This window comes from Mesorhizobium sp. LNHC229A00 (genome assembly GCF_000502415.1).
Classification (GTDB): domain Bacteria; phylum Pseudomonadota; class Alphaproteobacteria; order Rhizobiales; family Rhizobiaceae; genus Mesorhizobium.
In genome coordinates this window covers 497,096-513,447 of record NZ_AYWQ01000002.1, presented here as the reverse complement: position 1 = coordinate 513,447, position 16,352 = coordinate 497,096, and the positions used below count along the sequence as shown (strand labels likewise).

General features: G+C 63.9%; 11 protein-coding genes and 3 pseudogenes. 8 read left to right on the top strand and 6 right to left on the bottom strand.

Annotated elements, in window-relative coordinates; translation table 11 throughout:
- Window positions 1-8 precede the first annotated feature (8 nt).
- The 3 genes and pseudogenes from X742_RS01000000169665 to X742_RS164085 form a co-directional block, all read right to left on the bottom strand.
- Window positions 9-1,041 (bottom strand): annotated as a pseudogene (locus X742_RS01000000169665) (phosphotransferase).
- Window positions 1,038-1,523 (bottom strand): MaoC family dehydratase, encoded by a 486-nt coding sequence (locus X742_RS164080; protein WP_023770549.1) that lies wholly within the window; start codon window positions 1,521-1,523, stop codon window positions 1,038-1,040. Before X742_RS164080 ends, X742_RS01000000169665 begins: the two are co-directional and overlap by 4 nt.
- Window positions 1,524-1,562: 39 nt before the next feature.
- The gene (locus X742_RS164085) at window positions 1,563-2,378 is read right to left on the bottom strand and encodes an SDR family oxidoreductase (RefSeq protein ID WP_023770548.1); all 816 of its coding nucleotides are present in this window, start codon (window positions 2,376-2,378) and stop codon (window positions 1,563-1,565) included.
- A 112-nt stretch (window positions 2,379-2,490) separates the two neighbouring features.
- Between X742_RS164085 and X742_RS164090 the strand changes: the two genes are divergently transcribed.
- The 6 genes from X742_RS164090 (at window position 2,491) to X742_RS164115 (ending at window position 8,390) form a co-directional block, all read left to right on the top strand.
- The gene (locus tag X742_RS164090) at window positions 2,491-3,732 is read left to right on the top strand and encodes an acyl-CoA dehydrogenase family protein (RefSeq protein WP_023770547.1); all 1,242 of its coding nucleotides are present in this window, start codon (window positions 2,491-2,493) and stop codon (window positions 3,730-3,732) included.
- 45 nt (window positions 3,733-3,777) lie between these two features.
- Window positions 3,778-4,815 carry a zinc-binding dehydrogenase gene (locus X742_RS164095; protein ID WP_023770546.1) on the top strand — a complete coding sequence of 346 codons (1,038 nt, stop codon included), beginning with the start codon at window positions 3,778-3,780 and terminating at the stop codon, window positions 4,813-4,815.
- Between the two features lie 210 nt (window positions 4,816-5,025).
- Window positions 5,026-6,192: a glycosyltransferase 87 family protein gene (locus X742_RS164100; protein ID WP_023770545.1), complete on the top strand. Its 1,167-nt coding sequence runs from the start codon at window positions 5,026-5,028 to the stop codon at window positions 6,190-6,192.
- Window positions 6,185-7,171: a glycosyltransferase family 2 protein gene (locus tag X742_RS164105; protein WP_023770544.1), complete on the top strand. Its 987-nt coding sequence runs from the start codon at window positions 6,185-6,187 to the stop codon at window positions 7,169-7,171. The genes X742_RS164100 and X742_RS164105 overlap by 8 nt, the downstream gene beginning before the upstream one ends.
- A complete protein-coding gene (locus tag X742_RS164110; RefSeq protein ID WP_023770543.1) occupies window positions 7,168-7,986 on the top strand; it encodes a ChbG/HpnK family deacetylase in 819 nt (272 codons plus the stop codon). The genes X742_RS164105 and X742_RS164110 overlap by 4 nt, the downstream gene beginning before the upstream one ends.
- Entirely contained in the window at window positions 7,983-8,390 is a 408-nt protein-coding gene (locus X742_RS164115; RefSeq protein ID WP_023770542.1) for a GtrA family protein, read from the top strand. The genes X742_RS164110 and X742_RS164115 overlap by 4 nt, the downstream gene beginning before the upstream one ends.
- Window positions 8,391-8,396: 6 nt before the next feature.
- On the opposite strand, the pseudogene X742_RS01000000169660 reads toward X742_RS164115, so the two are convergent.
- The 3 genes and pseudogenes from X742_RS01000000169660 to X742_RS164120 all read right to left on the bottom strand — a co-directional run bounded on the left by X742_RS01000000169660 (window position 8,397) and on the right by X742_RS164120 (window position 13,740).
- Window positions 8,397-11,608, bottom strand: a pseudogene (locus X742_RS01000000169660) (efflux RND transporter permease subunit).
- Window positions 11,605-12,713: pseudogene (locus X742_RS01000000169655) on the bottom strand (efflux RND transporter periplasmic adaptor subunit). The pseudogenes X742_RS01000000169660 and X742_RS01000000169655 overlap by 4 nt, the downstream one beginning before the upstream one ends.
- 199 nt (window positions 12,714-12,912) lie before the next feature.
- On the bottom strand, window positions 12,913-13,740 hold the full coding sequence (locus tag X742_RS164120; RefSeq protein WP_023770541.1) for a MurR/RpiR family transcriptional regulator: 828 nt from the start codon (window positions 13,738-13,740) through the stop codon (window positions 12,913-12,915).
- 145 nt (window positions 13,741-13,885) lie between these two features.
- Here X742_RS164120 and X742_RS164125 point away from each other — a divergent pair, with 145 nt between their 5' ends.
- Window positions 13,886-14,704, top strand: a complete 819-nt coding sequence (locus tag X742_RS164125) for an N-formylglutamate amidohydrolase (RefSeq protein ID WP_023770540.1) — start codon at window positions 13,886-13,888, stop codon at window positions 14,702-14,704.
- 21 nt (window positions 14,705-14,725) lie between these two features.
- A complete protein-coding gene (locus X742_RS164130; RefSeq protein ID WP_023770539.1) occupies window positions 14,726-16,282 on the top strand; it encodes an amino acid permease in 1,557 nt (518 codons plus the stop codon).
- Window positions 16,283-16,352 lie beyond the last annotated feature (70 nt).

Sequence of the window (16,352 nt, the reverse complement as noted above, 5' to 3'; positions counted from 1 at the left end):
CCCATTGCTTAGTCCTCCTTGTCGATCAGCTCGGCGGCAAGGTGCGACAGCAGCTTCACCGCCTCGCCATAGGTCCTGGCTTTTTCCGGATTGGAAGCATTGCCGTCCAGCGCCCGCTTGTAGACACCCTGGCAGATTGCAGCCAGGCGGAAGAAGGAGAAGGCGAGGAAGAACGTCCAGTTGCCGATGCCGGCGAGACCGCCGCCGGCAATAGGCAGCGAGATAGTCTTCTTCCAAGGGCAGGCCGAATGCCGAGCGATCGATGCCGCCAAGGCCGCGAAAGCCGGAGGCATGCGGCAGGCGCCATTGCATGCATTGATAGGCGATGTCGGCGAAGGGGTGGCCCGAGGTCGACAATTCCCAGTCGAGCACCGCCAGTACCCTCGGCTGGTCCGGCGCAAAGATCAGATTGTCCAGCCGATAGTCGCCATGCACGAGCGATATCAGGCCGTCATCGACCGGCAGGCGGGTTTCCAGCCAGGCGATCAGCCGGTCCATGTCGGCAATGGTACCGGTTTCGGAGGCACGGTACTGGCTTGTCCAGCGCGCCAGCTGCCGCTCGAAGTAATTGCCGGGGCGGCCGAAGTCGCCAAGACCTATGCCCTCGACATCGACATCGTGCAGGGCGGCGAGCGTGGCGTTCATGGCGTCGTAGATCGCGGCGCGTTCCTCGTTGCCGTGTGCCTCCGGCAGTGCCGGATCCCAGAAGATGCGGCCGTCGAGGAAATCCATGACGTAGAACATGCGGCCGATGGGCGAATCCTCCGTCGACAGGTGCAGCATTTCGGGCACTGGTACGGCGGTGCCGGAAAGCGCCTTCATCACACGGAATTCGCGGTCTACCTGGTGAGCCGATTTCAGGAGTTGGCCTGGCGGCTTGGCGCGCAGCACGTAACGGCCGCTTGCCGCCGTCAGGAGATAGGTCGGGTTGGATTGGCCGGATTTGAATTTTTCGATGGCCGCGAGTCGGGAAAAACCCGGGATATGCGCGTCGAGGTAAGGCGCGAGCGTCGCCCGGTCGAGCGCGTTGGCGTCGCTCATGCTGTCTCGGGCTGGCGTTCAAGCAAGGTCAGCGTCAGCCAACGGGCGGTGAGCGCCGGTTTTTTGGAGCCTTCGATCTCGATGGTCACGTCGTGCGCCGTCTGCACCCAGCCCGACGGCCTGACCTTGACGTCGGCCAGCACGAAACGGGTCCGGATGCGCGCGCCGGTCTTCACCGGGGCGAGGAAGCGCAACGAATCGAAACCGTGATTGACGCCCATCTTGCCGTTTTCCAGCGGCGGCATGGTCTCGAACGTCATCGCCGACAACAGCGACAGCGACAGGAAGCCATGCGCGATGGTGCCGCCGAACGGCGTTTCGCGCTTGGCCCGCTCCGGATCGCAGTGGATGAACTGGTGGTCGTCGGTGGCGTCGGCGAACTGGTCGATCATGCGTTGCGTGACCACCCGCCAGGGCGAAACGCCGACCTCCTTGCCGACACTGGCCAGAAGCACATCGAGACTGATTGGTTCCACGCTCATGTCCTCCAGTTCACCTCCGGCTTCTGCGGCCGGAAAATGTCATTCCTTGAACAAGGTCAACCCATGCTGCACCGACTGCCCGCCGTCGATCGGAAGGATGGCGCCGGTGACATAGCTGCCTGCACGGCTGCACAAATAGAGCGTTGCGCCGGCAATGTCATCCGCTGTGCCGATACGGCCGATCGGGACATGGCCGCCGACATGCCTGGCCTGTTCGTCCGTGCCGGTGGCGAAAGCGGTCATGCGGCTCTGGAAGGGACCGGGGGCAAAGGCGTTGACGGTGATGCGGCGGCCGGCGAATTCGAGCGCCAGCGTGCGTGTCAGGTGATGAACGGCCGCCTTGGAGGCGGTGTAGGAATAGGCGTCGTCGGCCAGCGGCTGCGTTCCCATCACCGATCCCAGATTGATCACGCGGGCAGGATCTTCGTCGCTGGCGGCGGCGTCGAGCAGCGGCAGCAATTCGCGCGTCAGATGGAAGACCGCGGTGACATTGACGCCGAACACGTTGGCCCATGCCGAATAAGGGAAGCTCTCCAGCGGCGCGCCCCAGGACACGCCGGCATTGTTGATGAGGATATCGAGTTTGCCGGTGCGCGCCTTGACCTCGCCGACCAAGGCGGCGATGCCGGCTTCGCTGGAGACGTCGCCGGCAAAGCCTTCCGCTTGGCCCGGAGCGCCAAGCCCGTTCAATTCACTGGCCACCTTGATGCAGTCGTCGCCCTTGCGCGAGGCGATCATCACGCTGGCGCCGGCCCTCACCAATGCGGTGGCCGCCATGCGGCCGATGCCGGTCGCCGCTCCCGTCACCAGCGCGGTCTTGCCGGTCACCGAAAACAGCTCGTCCAGATAGCTCATCACAATCCTCCGCACGGCCCGCGGGCAAACAGTTCGCGTTGACAAGGCTATCCGAAGTACGGTCATCCTTGCCACTGACAAATGCCCGGCCTGCATGAAGGGTTAGCGACCGATGACGGAGATGAATCTCGGCATGACCGAGCGGTTGAAGCCGATCCACGCCCGCGTCACGGCCATGGTGCGCGACGAGATCATGCCGCTCGACAAGGAATTCCTGAGCGAGGTCGGCAAGGCCGGCGACCGTTGGGCCTACAGCGAGCGCCAGAAGGAGATCCTTAAGGGGCTGAAGAAGACCGCACGGGAGCGCGGCCTGTGGAACTTCTGGCTGACCGGCTCGGAACGCGGCTACGGCCTGTCCACCGTCGAATACGCCTATTTGGCCGAGGAGATGGGCAAGGCGCATCTGGGCGCCGAAACCTTCAACTGTTCGGCACCCGACACCGGCAATATGGAGGTTCTGGAACGCTACGGCTCGGCAGAGCACAAGCGGGAATGGCTCGAGCCGCTGCTGGACGGAAAGATCCGCTCGGCCTATCTCATGACGGAGCCGGATGTCGCCTCTTCCGACGCCACCAACATTTCCATGCGCTGCGAGCGGCAGGGCGGCGACTATGTGCTCAACGGCGAGAAATGGTGGGCGTCGGGTGCCGGTGACCCGCGCTGCGCCATTTACATCGTCATGGTGCGGACCGCCGGCGATGAAGAGCCACAGCACCGCCGCCATTCGATGATCCTGGTCCCCTCGGGCGCGAAGGGCGTGACCAAGGTCCGGGCAATGCAGGTCTACGGCGACGATGACGCGCCGCATGGCCACATGCATCTTCGCTTCGACAATGTGCGGATATCGACGTCGAACCTGATCCTCGGTGAGGGCAGGGGCTTCGAAATCGCGCAAGGCCGGCTCGGCCCCGGCCGCATCCATCACTGCATGCGCGCCATCGGCCAGGCCGAGATGGCGCTGGAGATGCTGTGCCAGCGTTCCGTGCGCCGCGAGGCCTTCGGCCAGAAGCTGGCGAAACTCGGCGCCAATTTCGATATCATCGCCGAATGCCGCATGGAGATCGAGATGGCCCGGCTGCTCTGCCTCAAGGCGGCATGGATGATCGATCAGGGCGACGCGCGGGCCGCGGCTCCCTGGATCAGCCAGATCAAGGTTATCGCGCCGCGCGTGGCGCTCAAGGTCACCGACGAGGCGGTGCAGATGTTCGGCGCGCAAGGCATCAGCCAGGATACGCCTCTCGCCCGCTCGTGGACGCATCTCAGAACGCTCCGCCTCGCCGATGGGCCGGATGCAGTGCATCGGCGGCAGGTGGCGCGCATGGAGCTGAAGAAATACACGCAGGAAAAGGTCTGAGCGCTGCCCGGCCGCGTCGCCGCCGACAAACAAGGAATACCGTCAATGACGATCCCCTCCGAAATGAAGGCGCTGCTCTTGGTCGGTGACGGCTATACAAGGACGCCGAGCGGCAGTGCGCTCGAGGCGATGGAGCCGTATCTCGAGCCGGGCAGCATCGCCGTGCCTGCGCCCGGACCGGGCCAAGTGCTGATCAAGGTCAGCCTCGCTTCGATCAATCCATCGGATGTCGCCTTCATCAAGGGCCAGTACGGCCAGCCGCGCGCCAAGGGCCGGCCGGCCGGCTTCGAGGGTGTCGGCACGGTCGTCGCGGGCGGTGAGGAGCCCCATCCCAAGAGCCTTGTCGGCAAGCGCGTCGCTTTCGCCACCGGTCTGAGCAATTGGGGTTCGTGGGCTGAATATGCCGTCGCCGAGGCGGCGGCCTGCATTCCGCTTCTCGATACGGTTCGAGACGAGGATGGCGCCGCGATGATCGTCAATCCGCTGACCGCGATCGCCATGTTCGACATCGTCAAACAGGAAGGCGAAAAGGCCTTCGTCATGACCGCTGGTGCCAGCCAGCTCTGCAAGCTGATCATCGGGCTGGCGAGGGAGGAAGGGTTTCGGCCTGTTGTCACGGTGCGCCGCGACGAACAGATCGCGATGCTGAAAGAGCTTGGCGCGGCGCACGTCCTCAATGAGAAGGCGCCGGAATTCGAGGCCACGCTGCGCGAGGTGATGAAGGCCGAACAGCCGCGCATCTTCCTCGATGCGGTCACCGGGCCGCTGGCGTCAGCCATCTTCAACGCGATGCCGAAACGGGCGCGCTGGATCATCTATGGCCGGCTCGATCCCGAGGCAACGATCATCCGCGAGCCCGGCCAGCTGATCTTCCAGCACAAGCACATCGAAGGCTTCTGGCTGAGCGAGTGGATGCGGCAATTTAGGGATCGGCGAGGTCCGGCGGTCCTCGAGGCACAGAAGCGTTTTTCCGACGGACGCTGGTCGACCGACGTGACGGCGGTCATTCCGCTGGCCGAGGCAATGGCGCGAACGCCGGCGGAACTGGCCAAGCCCAACGGCAAAGTGTTCATCCGGCCCTGATGCCGCCTTATGCGGAGCCGGAAGGGCCTAGTCGCAGGATTTCTGGACGCTTTTCCCAGTTCGGTCGGCCATCCCTGGCGGTCCCGAAATTCATCGCCGCGTCTTTCGGCCCCTATGCCTCGTCGCTTTGTCCGTGATATGTCGCCGCCATCGAATGCCGGGACGGCGCCGGGCTGAGGCGTCTTCCCCGATGGCGTGCGGGGTGAATTGATGACGATTTCCAAGCCGGTTTTCGATCGTTTGGGGCTGGCCATGTGGATCGGGGCATTCCTGATCGTTCTCGGCCTGGTGCTATGGTCGCCCGGCACGCGCACGGTGACGCAGGCCTACGGATACGGCAGCGAAGCATTCCTGAGCGGGCGGCCGCTGTACAATCTTCAATCCGAGATGGGGTACCTGTATGCGCCAGCCTTCGCCGCGTTTTACCTGCCAGTGCTGAAGCTCGGACCGTATCTGGGCGGCGTGGTGTGGCATGCGCTGGGCTTCGCGGCGCTCACCTTCGCGGCGATGCGGCAAGTGCGCAAAATCGGCGGTGAGGAATTGCCATGGCTGCTTTCCTTCGGCCTCTTCCTTGCCCTGCCGATGGCGCTGGGTGCGATCCGCAACGGCCAGGCAACGATCCTTCTGACCGCGGCCTGCTGGCTTCTGACCCTATCGGCGTTCGAAGGGCGGCGCGCCGAAACCTTCTTCTGGGCTTCGGTCGCCATCATTGCCAAACCTACCGCGATCATCATGCTTTTGCTGGTGTCGGCGCTGCGTCTGCGGCTGATACCCGTGCTGGTGCTGGCAGTGCTGTTGGTACTGGCCATACCGTACGCGTTCGCGCCTGCCGGCTACCTGAACGAACAGTACGGCGATTTCGCCCGCATGTTGACCTCCATGGCCGTTGACAAGTCCGGCCACTTTGTGCCTACCGACTTCACGGCGCCCTTCACCTCGGCCGGGCTGCCGATGCCTGAATTCGCCGCCACGGTCGTGCGCATCGTCGTGGCACTGCTTACGCTGTCGATCGTCCTCTGGTTCGACCGCAAGCTCCAGCCTGGAATTGCCGGACTGGCGATCTTCCTGGCGGCTGCCTTCTACATGTGCGTTTTCAATCCGCGTGTCGAGCCAAATACCTATGCCATGATCGCCGTGCCCGCCGGCCTCGCTATCGCCACACTGTGGCGGGAGGAGCGTGGCGGCGTCCTGGCCTCGGTGCTGTCGACGGTATTGTTCCTCACAGGTTTGACCAGCGTCGAGCGCCACATGCATGATTTCTTCTACCCTTGGTTCCGGCCGATCGCGGTCAGCTTCATCGCCTGTTCCCTGATCTGGTGGTTCTGGGCCAAGGGGCGCGCAAAGATCGTGAGTGTCGGACCCGTTGCACATGGCTGATCCGCGTCAAAAACTCGACATCGTGGCGCCCTTCTTCAACGAGGCGCAATCGGCGCCGGCCTTTGCCGCGCTGCTCGACAGGCTCGAGGAAGCGGTATCAAGCCGTTTTGGTATGGCCGTCCACAAGATCCTGGTCGACGACGGCAGCCTCGACGATGGTGCCAGGCGATTTTCACAGGCCCTGTCGGGATCGTGGGAGATCGTTCGCCTCAGCCGCAATTTCGGCAAGGAGGTGGCGGTGCTCGCCGGCCTCGACCGGTCGCGGGGCGACATGGTGCTGATCATGGATTCCGATCTGCAGCATTCCATGGATATCAGCTTGAAGATGATCGCCGAGCTGGTGGAAAGCCAAGACATCGACGTCGTGTACGCGCAGAACGACCGCCGCGAGGCGAGCTGGCGGCGCAGCCAGCTGGCGCGGATTTTCTACAGCCTGATCAACAGCAGCCAGCGTTTCGATATTCCGGAGAATGCCGGTGATTTTCGCGTCATGCGCGGTCCCGTGGTGCGTGCGCTGACCAGCCTGCGCGACAAACGGCGCTTCAACAAGGGTCTGTTCGCCTGGGCCGGTTTCCGTCAGAAAGCCATACCCTATTCGCCGGAAAACCGCGCCATCGGCACGTCGAAATGGAGTCGGCTCAACCTGATCGCCTTTTCACTGGAAGGGTTTACATCGTTTTCCGTCATCCCGCTGCGCATCATCAGCTTGAGCGGGATGCTTGCGGCGCTGGCGGGCGTCGTTTACGGCGCCAAAGTGTTCTTCGAGGTGATGTTCTACGGAGTTGCCGTGCCTGGTTACCCCAGCCTGATGGTCGCCGTCGTGCTGCTCGGCGGCCTCAACCTCACCTTGCTCGGCCTGATCGGCGAATATGTCTGGGTCACGCTGTCGGAGAGCAAGGACCGGCCGGTCTATCTGGTGCGCGATGTGGTGCTCAGCGAGACCGCCCCCGACAATGCGCCGGGCGCGTCCAGCGGATGACGCGGCGCATTCGCCTGATCGCCGACGACTACGGGCTGGCACCAGGGGTTTGCGCAGGCATTCTCGACCTGCTCAACCGCGGGCGCCTGACCGGCACCAGCTGCATGACCGGTTTTCCGGAATGGGCCGAGGCGGCGGCGCGCATAAAGCCGCTGCGTGGCCGCGCGGCGATCGGGCTGCACCTGACCCTTACGGACCAGCCAGCGGTCACAGGCAAATCGAGCCTGGCGCCCGAGAGCCGGTTGCCGCCGCTTCGTTCGCTGGCCCTGTCGATCCTGCGCGGGCGGATCGATGAGCGCGACGTCCATGCCGAACTCGACGCGCAATATAGCCGTTTCGTCGAGGCGCTGGGCCGCAAGCCCGACTTCATCGACGGTCATCAGCACGTGCATTTCCTGCTTGTCGCGCGCGGCTGGCTGCGGACACGTTTTCCCGACGCTGCCGGCAGGCCGGTGCTGCGCGGCGCTCCAGCGCTGAGCGATGCCGTCGCCGCGCCGAAAATCGCGGCAATCGCTGCCGTGGCCGCCGGCTTCGACCAATCGATGCAGCGCGCCGGCTTTGCCGTTTTGAAGCCGCTCGCCGGCATCTATGACTGGCGGCAACCCGAAAAGTTCGCCCCCTTGCTGGAGGCTGCCGTCGAAGCGCTGTCGGACCGAGGGCTGTTCATGTGCCACCCCGGCCATGTCGACCAAACGCTGTGCGCGCGTGACCCGATGCAAGGCGTGCGCGAAGTGGAATTCGGCGTTCTGGCTTCGGATGCGTTCGGCGCGAACATGGCCCGAGCCGGTATCGAGATCATGGACGGCAGGGAATGAGCGGCGTTCAGCCCCGGCGTTCGACGGGCAGCAAGATCGTCCGTTTTGCGCTAGTCGGACTGGCAAANACGGCCATCGACCTTGCCGGTTTTTTCCTGCTTCTCAAGCTGCACGCCCCGCCGCTGTCCGCCAATGTCATCTCGTGGTCGATTGCCGTCGTCTTCTCTTTCGTGGCGAATGGCTTCTGGTCGTTCGAACGCAATCACGCCATTCGGCTGCATGATGCCTTCCTGCGCTTCGTCTCGGCTGGGGCGTTGATTTCGCTCGGCGTGTCCAGCCTGTCGATCGCACTCTTCGCCGGCATCGGCGGTGTGTGGCCGGCAAAGATCGGCGGGGTCATCGTGGCGGCCGTGCTGAACTTCCTTGCCGCGCGTTGGTCGATCGAGGGTCGGCTGCTGAAATAGGTATCTCTATTCCGCCGGTTCCACATTGGTGGAGGCGGCTTCCTCGAGTTCGCGCTTCAGCCGTGCTTCCTCATGGGTCTTCGGCGTGACGAAGCGGCCAAGCAGGAGATAGGCGACCGGGGTCAGGAACAACGTCGAGATGGTGGCCAGGCCAAGCCCGCCGACAATGACCCAGCCGAGCGCCACGCGTGCCTCGGCGCCCGCACCGGCGGCCAGCACGAGCGGGACACCGCCAAGTATGGTGCAGATCATCGTCATCATCACCGGCCGCAGACGGATGGTGGAAGCCTGCTCGATCGCTTCGCGCACCCCCCAGCCCCGATCTCGCAGCTGGTTGGCGAATTCGACGATCAGGATGCCGTTCTTGGCCATGACGCCGACCAGAAGCACCAGGCCGATCTGGCTGTAGGCGTTGAGGCTGGTGCCCGAAAGCAGCAGCGCGAAAATGGCGCAGGCGAGGCCGAGCGGCACCGTCGCCATGATGATGACGGCGCTGACGAAACTCTCGAACTGGGCGGCCAGCACCAGGAGGATGATGACCAGGGCAAAGCCGAAGATGGTGACCATCGCGCTGTTGGTTTCACCCAAAGTCGCTGCCTCGGCCAGGGGCAGGATTCGGCTTCCAGGCGGCAGGAGCGGCGTGGCGATCTGCTCGGCGCGTGTCAGCGCATCGCCAAGCGCGAAATTGCCCGAGAGGTTCGAGGTGATCGCCACCGAAGGCTGCTGCTGTTCGCGCGACAGCGACGGTGGTACGGCGCGCTCGGTCAGCGTGGCGATGGTCGACATCGGCACGAAGCGGCCATCCGCCGTCTTGAGGAAGACATTTTCCAGATCGGTCGGGTCGTTGATCGGGTTGGTGGTCGAGACCAGCTTCACGCCGTAGCTGCGGTCGGCGATGTAGACATCGACGACGTCATTGCCGTCGAGCATGGCTTGCATGGTGTTGGCGAGCCCGGTGATGTCGATGCCGAGATCGGACGCGCGCTCACGGTCTATCGCTACGGCCAGTTGCGGCTGCGTCGGGTCGATCGACAGGCGCGGCGTCTGAAAGCGCTGATCCTTCTGCATTTCGGCGATGATCTTGACCGCCGCATCGCCAAGCGCCTTGCGGTCGTTGCCAACCAGAGCGAATTGCAGGCCGTTGCCGGCGCCGCGGATGCCGAGACTGTTGGGTTGGACCGGGAAGATCCGCACGCTGGGCACCTGCCTGGTCAATCGACTGATCTCGGCCATGATCTCCTGCTGGCCGCGGCTGCGCTCGTCCCACGGCGCCAGCGTCATCACCATGAAGCCAGAATTGTAGGAGCCGTTCTGGCCGGCGTTTTCGAAGGTCGAGCGAATCTCGCCGGAATCGCGCATCGGCTGGATCAGCCGCTCGATCTTCTGCATCTGCTGTGTCGTATAGTCGAGGCTGACGCCTTGCGGGGCGTTGATGCGCAACAGCACCGCGGCGCGGTCCTCGGTCGGCGTCAGTTCCTGGCGGATGGTGCCGAACAGCGCGAAGGCGACGCCGGCAAACAGCACCGCTACCAGAATCACGATCCAGGGCGCGTCGAGGCAAGCGTGCAGCGCGCGCTTGTAGCCGGCATTCAGGACGCCGCCGATGCGAGCGCCAATGCCCTGGCCGGCCTCTCGGTGAAGCGGCGCGCTGGTCAGCATGCGCGAGGCAAGCATCGGGCAAAGCGTCAGCGCGACCACGCAGGACAGAAGCACCGACATCGCAAGCACGAAGCCGAATTCGCGGAACAGGCCGCCGGTCTGGCCGGGCAGGAACGAGATCGGTACGAAGACGGCGACAAGCGTCAGTGTCGTGGCGACGACGGCGAAGAACACTTCCTGCGCGCCGAGCACGGCCGCCGCACGCGGCCCCATGCCTTCGTTGCGCCGTCGCACGATGTTTTCCAAGACGACGATGGCGTCGTCGACGACAAGGCCGGTGGCCAGCACCAAAGCGAGCAGCGTCAGGATGTTGACGGAGAAGCCGGCCAGATAGATGGCGGCGATGGTGCCGATCATGGCGACCGGCATCGACAGGCCGGGGATGAGCGTGGCGCGCCAGTCGAGCAGGAAGATGTAGATGACGATCAGCACCATGGTAACCGACAGGCCAAGCGCGATCTCGACCTCGTGCACCGCACCCTTGACGAAGACAGCGTCGTCGCTGGTGATCTTGATCGACATGCCCTTGGGCAAGTTCTCCTGCAGCTTGGCGACGGCGGCCTGCACGCCCGTCGAAATGTCCAGCGTGTTCGATTCCGCCTGGCGGATAATGCCTAGGCCGATTCCGGTCTTACCGTCCGAACGCAGCGTCGTCTGGCCTACATCGGGGCCGAGCGTGACGGTCGCGACATCGCGGATGCGCGTTGTGCCGCCGATGATGATGTTTTCGAATTCCTCGGGCGTCGTCACGTCGGCCGTGGTGCGCACGATCAGGTCCTGGTTGGTCGTTGTGATCGACCCGGCCGGGGAATCGAAGGCGACGGAGGCAAGCGCCGTCCGAAGGTCGGCGACGGTGAAGCCGAGGCTGGCGAGCTTGTTCTGGTCGACGTCGATGCGAAAGATCTTGTCGCGGTCGCCATAGACCTGGACGTCGGCGACGCCGGGTACGGCTGCCAGTTCGTCCTCGATCTGGTCCTGGACCACCACCGTCATGTCCNATAGAGCTGGACGTCGGCGACGCCGGGTACGGCTGCCAGTTCGTCCTCGATCTGGTCCTGGACCACCACCGTCATGTCCTGGATCGACATGGTGTCCGAAGTCACCGCCAGCCGCATCACAGCGTCGGAATTGGCATCGGCCTTGACGATGCGCGGCGGATCGGCGGTATCGGGCATCTGGTTGGCGACCCGGCCGACGGCATCACGCACATCCGAGGCGGCGACGTTCAGATCGACACCGTCGTTGAACTCGATGGTGACGCGGCTCGAGCCGAATGAGGAGGAAGACGAGATCGATTTGACGCCAGAGACGCGGGCGACGGCGCCCTCGATCGTGTCGGTCAGTTCGCGGTCGACGGTTTCGGCGGCCGCGCCTTCGAAGGTCGTGGAGACCGTGACAACAGCGCGGTCGACGTCGGGCAGTTCGCGGATCTCGACACCGTAGAAGGCAGCGAGGCCGGCAACGGCTATAAGGGTGTTCAGCACGAACGCCATGACCGGCCTGCGGATGAACAGTGCGGTGAAGCCGGTATCGCTGGCGGCGTTGACGGAGCCGGTCATGAGCCTTCCGCGGCCTTGGTGGCGCGCTGCTCCTGGTCCGCGATGCGAACCTCGCCGCCTTCGCTGACACTTTGGGTGCCTTCGGTGACCACCATGTCGCCGCTGTCGATCTCAGCGTCGATCAATACGGTCTCGGTGTTGCGCTGGATGATGCGCACCGGCACGCGCCTGGCCTTGCTGTCCTCGACCTGCCAGACATAGGCGCCGTCCGAACCCCACAGGATCGCCAGCGGGCTGACGGCCGGATAGGTCTCGCCGGGGAATTTCATGGTGATGGAGAACGACATGCCGGCGCGCAGCGAATCGGCCGGATTGGCGATGGTGGCCTTGACCAGAAGTGTGCGGCTCTTTTCGTCGATGTGATTGTCGATCGCTGAAACGGTGCCGGTGTAGGCGTTGCTCGGATTGGCGATCGACGTCGCCGTCAATTGCGCGCCGACCTTGACGGCGGCGGCGAAGCGCTCGGGCACCTGGAAATCGACCAGGATAGAGGACCGGTCGTCAAGCGTGGCGATCGCCGACTGGTTGGTGACGTAATTGCCGGCCGAGATCGGCAGGATGCCGACCGTGCCGGTGATCGGCGCCAGTATCGAGCGGCGCTGCAGTGCAAGCTCGGCGTCCTGAAGCGCCAGCTTGGCGCCAGCCAGAACCACTTCGGCATCGGCGACCGCGACCGGTGTCGCCNAGACGTGTGCTCTTCCGATCTCTGTGCGATGATCTCCGTCTCGGAATCGAGCGTTGCGATGATCTGTCCCTTGTCGACATGAGTGCCGGATTCGGCCAGCAACTCGGCAAGGCGGCCGGAACTGTAGGGATTGACGGTCACCGAGGCGTTGGCACGGCCGGTGCCGATCGCCTGCAGGCGGTCGTTTATGGTGGCCGTACCGGCAGGCAAGGCGACGACGTTGACCTGCCGGACTCCATTGCGATTGCCAGCCTGTTTCGCGCCGTCCGCACCGTTTCTGGCGGGAGGCGTTGCCGCGTAGGCCCAATCCATCCCCCAGCGCGCCAGCACTTCCGGCGCGCCTGGATAGAAGCGTGCCCAGGCGGCCGCGGCGGCGAGCACGATCACAAGCGCAACGGCAATTTGCTTCCAGGTCCGCATCGACACTCCGGTTTCACGAATCGTCAGCCCTTCCCGAAGGAACGGCACAGCGACGATGCGGGCGGGAGGCAAAATTCGGCCACGCCACCCCCCAATATCAGCGGTTTATGGCAATTATCACGCAATCGTGCACATTAAATCTCGGTAACGTGAGACCGAGACGGCCGCGAAGCCGATGCATTTATCCGGAGGATTCGACCTATCGCAGGCCTTCCATCTCGCGGATGCGCCGGGCCCCGTCGGCCTCGAGTTGCCTGGTGACGGCGCCGATCAGCGTTTCGGCGACGACGAAAAGTGCCGCCGAGGAATCCCATGCGGAAGGCACGGCGGTTCGTCCGGCGATGACATGGCGAGCAAAGCGGGCGATCGGCGACAGCCACTGGTCGGTGAACAGTACGATCTGAACGCCGCGCTGATGCGCCTTTTCGGCGAAGCGGACGAGGCTGTCCTGATAGCGCCTGATGTCGAAGATCACCAGCACGTCGCGCTTGCCCATGTCGATCAGCCGGTCGCGCCACATGCTCTCCTGGCCGGCGAGGTGAAAGACATCGGGCTGGATGACGGCGAGGTGGGCGGCCATGTAGCGCGCCAGCGGGTCGGTGAAGCGGCCGCCGATCAGAAATGTCTTGCCACGCCGCTCGGCCAGCCTGGCGGCAATGTCGGCAAGCTGCTTGTCGGACAGATGCCTGAAGGTCTCGCGCATATTGTCGAGCGTCGCTTCCAGCATGGGCGACACCATGCCGCCACTAGGCGTGGGCGGGTTGAGCGTTCGTATCGCCGGCGATTGCAATTGCGCCGCCAGTTCATCCTGGAGGCTCGACTGGAACTCGGGATAATTCTGGAAACCCAGCCGGGCGACGAAACGCAGGATCGTCGGCGAGGATACGCCGGCCGCGGATGAGAATTCGGCGACCGTCTTCAGTCCGATCATCGGATAGCTCGCGATCAGCGTCTGCGCTGCGCGCCGTTCGCCGGCGGGCATCGCGCCGATACGGTCGGCAATCAATTCGGCAATGTTGGAAATCATCTTTTCCCCACCCTTGGCCCGCCGACGGTCTTTTCCCCAGATCGCATTTGACAAAGCCAAACAAACTGTATGAAATCATCCACCGGGACGCAATGAAACAAAATACGTAACATACGATACAGCGCTCCCAGGGGACGGCAGGACTATGGAGACAGCGCGGCCCGCCAGCCTTGCATCGTCTGATACCGTGGGGGTGACGAACCCTGGCGGATCGAGCCCTTTCGTACTGACCTGCGACCACGCTTCCAATTTCATGCCGGCTCAATTCGGCACGCTCGGGCTCGCCACCGAGGACCTGTCGCGTCACATCGCCTGGGATCCCGGTGCGTTGCCGGTTGCGCTGCGGATGGCGCAGGCGCTCGATGCCACGCTGATCGAAACCCGCATTTCGCGATTGGTGATCGATTGCAACCGGCCGCTCGACGCGCCGGACCTGGTGCCGCCGGTCAGCGAAACCACTGCCATACCGGGTAATACCGGCCTGTCCGAAAAACAGCGCGCGGCGCGGGTCGCCCTGTCATGGCAGCCATTTCACAGCACCATCGAGCGCATTGTCGAAGACAGGCTGGCGCGCGGGCAGGAGACCCGCCTGGTTTCCGTCCATTCCTTCACGCCGGTCTACAAGGGCCGCAACCGGCCCTGGCATATCGGCATCATCCATGACGAAGATCGCCGGCTGGCGGCACCGCTGATAGCGGCGCTACAGCGGCTTGCCGGCATCACCGTCGGCGTCAACGAACCCTATTCGCCTGCCGATCGCGTCTATTTCACGCTGGAACGGCATGCGCGCTCGCGTGGGCTGCCCTGTGCAATGATCGAAATCCGCAACGATGAGATATCCGGCGAAACCGGGCAGCGGAAATGGGCGGATCTGCTCACCGGCATTTTTTCGGATCTGGAACCAGAGGAGGCCACGCGGCCCAGATCGCATTCAGTCAGAAAGTCAGTCCAATCGGCCAGCTGAGAAACAAACAGGGGACTTCCAATGGCAGCACCGGGTTATACAGACGTTGACAAGGCGGAGGACGTAAAGGCCCTCCACAGCATGGGCTACGCCCAGGAACTGGAGCGGCGTCTCAGCCGCTTTTCAAACTTCGCCGTTTCCTTCTCCATCATCTGCATCCTGTCGGGCGGCATCAATTCGCTGGCTCAGGCAACGTCGGGCGCCGGCGGCATCGGCATCGGCATCGGTTGGCTGGTCGGCTGCTTTATTTCGTTGACCTTCGCGGTCGCCATGTCGCAGATCAGCTCGGCCTATCCAACCGCCGGCGGCCTCTATCACTGGGGCTCGATCCTCGGCAATCGCGGCACCGGCTGGGTGACGGCGTGGCTCAACCTGCTCGGCCTGATCACCGTGCTCGGCGCCATCAATGTCGGCACCTGGACGTTCTTCGTCGGCGCCTTCGGACCGGCGCTGGGCATCGAGGGCACGCTGACCAACCAGATGATCTTCCTGGTCGTCATCACCGGCGCCCAGGCGTTGATCAACCATCTCGGCATCAAGCTGACGGCCAAGCTGACGGACTTCTCCGGCTATTTGATCTTCTTCGGCTCGATCCTGATCGCGGTCGTCTGTCTGTTCTCCGCCGAGACGTGGGATTTCAGCCGCCTGTTCACCTTCCACAACTATTCGGGTGACGCCGGCGCCGGCGTCTGGCCGTCGGTCTCGAATGCGTGGGTGTTCGCACTAGGCCTCTTGCTGCCGATCTACACGATCACCGGCTATGACGCTTCGGCCCATACTTCCGAGGAAACCATCAAGGCGGCTTCCTCGGTGCCGCGCGCCATGGTCATGTCGGTGATCTGGTCGGCCGTCTTCGGCTATCTGTTCCTGGCCGCTTTCGTGCTGATGATCCCCAACATGGACGACGCCGCCAAGCAGGGCTGGAACGTGTTCTTCTGGGCCTTCGACCAGCGCGTCAGTCCCGGCCTCAAGGAGTTCGTCTATCTCGTCGTGTTCATCGCGCAGCTTCTGTGCGGTCTCGCCACCGTCACGTCGGCGTCGCGCATGATCTTCGCCTTCTCGCGTGACGGCGGCCTGCCGGGCTCGGCGGCACTCGCCAAGGTCAGCCCGACCTATCGCACGCCGGTGGCGGCGATCTGGACGGCGTCGGTCCTGTCGGTGCTGTTCGTCTGGGGGTCGACGCTGGTTTCGGTCGCCGGCACCTCGGCCTACACCATCGTCGTATCGTGCACCGTCATCTTCCTGTTCCTGTCCTTCACCGTGCCGATCGTGCTCGGCATGCTGGCCTGGGGCACGCCGAAGTGGGACAAGATGGGTCCATGGAACATGGGGCGCGGCGTGTTCATGCTGTTTGCCGTCCTGTCGATCGTGTCGATGATCCTGATCTTCGTCATCGGCATCCAGCCGCCGAACGACTGGGCGCTCTACATCACCGTCGGCTTCTTCATCCTGACGGCGATCGTCTGGTTCGCCTTCGAGCGCAACCGCTTCCAGGGTCCGCCACTCGGCGACATCATCGCCGCGCGCCAGGCGGCGATCAAGGCAGCCGAACAGGCGGTCGGCGAAACCGGCCACTGACTTCAAGCATCACCAACCATGGCCGGCATCGCGCCGGCCATGGTTTTGTTCCTCCCTTTCAACGACCAAG